General features: G+C 48.1%; 1 protein-coding gene and 3 pseudogenes. 1 reads left to right on the plus strand and 3 read right to left on the minus strand.

The window, feature by feature from the left end; translation table 11 throughout:
• On the plus strand, window positions 1-286 hold a 286-nt coding region (locus BFF42_RS13230; protein WP_000318964.1), incomplete at its 5' end, for an integrase core domain-containing protein.
• A 45-nt stretch (window positions 287-331) separates the two neighbouring features.
• Here the strand turns inward: BFF42_RS13230 and BFF42_RS13235 are convergent.
• The 3 pseudogenes from BFF42_RS13235 to BFF42_RS13240 form a co-directional block, all read right to left on the minus strand.
• Window positions 332-2,848, minus strand: a pseudogene (locus BFF42_RS13235) (fimbria/pilus outer membrane usher protein).
• A 29-nt stretch (window positions 2,849-2,877) separates the two neighbouring features.
• Window positions 2,878-2,940: pseudogene (locus BFF42_RS27745) on the minus strand (hypothetical protein); the annotation flags it as partial.
• 16 nt (window positions 2,941-2,956) lie between these two features.
• A pseudogene (locus tag BFF42_RS13240) lies at window positions 2,957-3,248 on the minus strand (IS1-like element IS1X2 family transposase); the annotation flags it as partial.

A 3,248-nucleotide genomic window follows, 5' to 3' on the forward strand; every position in this document is an offset into this window, starting at 1 on the left:
AACACGCCAGTTCGCCCGGATGTTGGGACTTGAACCGAAGAACACGGCGGTGCGGAGTCCGGAGAGTAACGGAATAGCAGAGAGCTTCGTGAAAACGATAAAGCGTGACTACATCAGTATCATGCCCAAACCAGACGGGTTAACGGCAGCAAAGAACCTTGCAGAGGCGTTCGAGCATTATAACGAATGGCATCCGCATAGTGCGCTGGGTTATCGCTCGCCACGGGAATATCTGCGGCAGCGGGCTTGTAATGGGTTAAGTGATAACAGATGTCTGGAAATATAGGGGCAAATCCATGTTATAAGAGGCGCTCTTTTCATTTTTTTATCCTTAATGGCACTGCGCTGTGCCTTGTAATACAGAGGTTGTTGGTTCTGAATCCGGTGTACTAAAAGCAAACTGACATTGTTGATCTGCCTGATTTCCCCAGCGTACAGTCCAGCTTTGTGATTTACTCGATATCCCAGAGAGATATAGTATGCCGCCCTCATCGACGATACTTTGTTGCCCCGTATCATCGTTGCTGGCAAGAGCGCCAAAGGGCAACGGTTTACCGTTGCGATCGCTGACTGTAACAAGTACGCGATAACCGATATTGGCGTTGAAACGCGCCGCTACCATTGCACCTCTGTTGGGCACCACAAACTGTGTTGTTTGTTCAAGATCGACGTTATCGGGCAGCTGCGTAGTATCTACCGAGAGACGGTTTTCCTGATAAGTCGTGAGATAAGGAATCACTGCATAGCCAAAGGGATCAGTAGCAATCCCCGGATAGTTTTGTATCCTCACGCCAGAAGCCCCGTTAGCATCGATAAGCGCAAAAGCGTTGCCCAGATATTGCGAGAGCGTCACGCCATGAGGATGGATAACCACGCCGCCGGTAACGCCGTAATTGTATTGGCTGCTGTCATTACCGTAACTGTATCCGGCACTGAAGGTTCCATAAGGTGAACGGTAACTGGCGTTCAGGCTACTGTTATGGTTGTTATCGTCATCCAGACTTTGTTCCAGGCTATAGCTCAGGCGACCATCATCCAGCAGTGAGCCATCAAGACGCATTTCATGTTGGGTTGGGCGATCTTTCTGGCTGGTCATCTGATAGGAAACCCGGCTACGCGGTAACCAGCGTTCTAACGGAATACTGAGATTCAAAGAGAGTGCACGGTCATTATTTTCATCAGTGTAGCGGCTGTATTGATAATTCAGGCTGTAACCAATTCCCCATTGCTGGCCGGAAACCCCAACAGAGATATTCCTGTTTTTCTCGTTATTGCCCCAATAGTCTTGCTGCGAACCGGAGGCATACAGACTTACCCCATCAAATATTGTCTGGCTGATGTTGAATTGAATTTCACTTTTTTGGCGACTGTTATAGTCCCAATTGCGGGTATTGGCTTCATCAAAACTAAAATAGCCATCGTTGGTATAGCGATAGTAGCTAACAGCGATATTGGTGTTGGTTTCCGGGATATCTTTGATGTACTGCGTACGCCATTGATAGCCATGAAAAGAGTGCTGGTTATCGAATTGGGTGTCAGCTCTGTTGATATCCATCGACAACGCGCCCAGTGCGCCAAGTGTGCCGCCGATACCGATCCCCAGCGCATAATAATCTTCAGAACCGAGCAGGCCGCCATACAGCGTAAAAGTATTATTCAAACCATATATTGCCGTGGCTTCAGCAAATTCGGGTTCCTTGCTATCACTGTTTGCATCAGCGCGATAGCGTCCAGCGGTCGCGCTATATTTTAGATGCCCAGGTCGCTGCATCATGGGTAATGAAGAATAAGGCTGGATAAAGCGACGTTGTGTACCGTCACTTTCTTCAATCGTGACTTCTAAATCGCCGCTGTTGGAAGAGGGGTAGAGATCGTTAATTTCAAAGGCACCCGCTGGCACGTTGCTTTGATAGATCACATAACCATTTTGCCTGATAGTCACGATTGCACTACTGTTTGCGATACCGCGTACCGTTGGGGCAAATCCGCGCTGGCTGTTTGGCAACATATTATCGTCGGAAGCGAGTTGCACGCCAGTAAAGGTGTAGCTGGAAAAAATACTGCCGCTGGTGGCGCTTTCTCCCAGAAGCAACTGAGACTTCAACGCCTTGATATCACGTTGTAAATAACTACTGATAGTGTTCCAGCTTGACGCCTGATCGTTGCGTGTCCACGTAGAATAGTTACGTAATCGCTAGGGGCCAAAATTAGCACCATTTTGCATATTCAGGTACTGTCGTTGGCTACGATTGCCCTGGCGGTAACGGTTATCAGAACCTGTAAACGAGTAGTTGGTAAACAGCGTTGGTATACCATCGTCCCAACGAGAAGGGGAGACGTAACCTCTTGCATCACGGTACAGTGCAATTTGGGGAATGCTCAAATTAAGTCGCTGATGATTGAAATCAAATTCAGCAGCTGTACCGGGAATGATTTGTTCAAGCGAGTTGATCACGCTATCGTCATCTTTTTCAGCCAGCGCCGGGATTTCATCCACCTTAATACCCAGCTCACGTAGTTGTTCTACCGTAAACTGTGGCTGCAGAAGTTGCTCTGCATTGGCGGTAAATGTAATTTTTTTCTGTGAAACCTTCTTTTTATTCAGCCAGATATCAACCTGATAAGTTCCTGGTAGTTGTGCGTATTTTTTTGAAAAACGTGACAGATCAGTTGTTTGCATACCACTTTTTGTAGTTTCCAGCATAATGGGGTCGAAATAATACTCTTCGGCGTTAGCGGTAGTGCAAAGCATGCCGCTGCCAGTGAGCACCATCGGCAAACAGCGTTTGATGATGAGCGCCAACTGTTTCGGTGTGCGTTTATGTCCCTGGTGGTGTCGTTGTGGCATTCCCTGATGACCTGTGTTTTTTATATTTGTTATTGCAGTGGACGAGTTTCTGTCCCGGAACTGCCGCCATAATCATTGATTGCAGCCCATTTCGGTAATGACTCCAACTTACTGATAGTGTTTTATGTTCAGATAATGCCCGATGACCTTGTCATGCAGCTCCACCGATTTTGAGAACGACAGTGACTTCCGTCCCAGCCTTGCCAGATGTTGTCTCAGATTCAGATTATGTCGCTCAATGCGCTGAGTGTAACGCTTGCTGATAACGTGCAGCTTTCCCTTCAGGCGTGATTCATACAGCGGCCAGCCATCCGTCATCCATACCACGACCTCAAAGGCCGACAGCAGGCTCAGAAGACGCTCCAGTGTGGCCAGAGTGCGTTCACCGAAGACGTGCGCC

Source organism: Shigella sp. FC1661 (assembly GCF_001712525.1).
GTDB classification, from domain to species: Bacteria; Pseudomonadota; Gammaproteobacteria; order Enterobacterales; family Enterobacteriaceae; genus Escherichia; species Escherichia coli.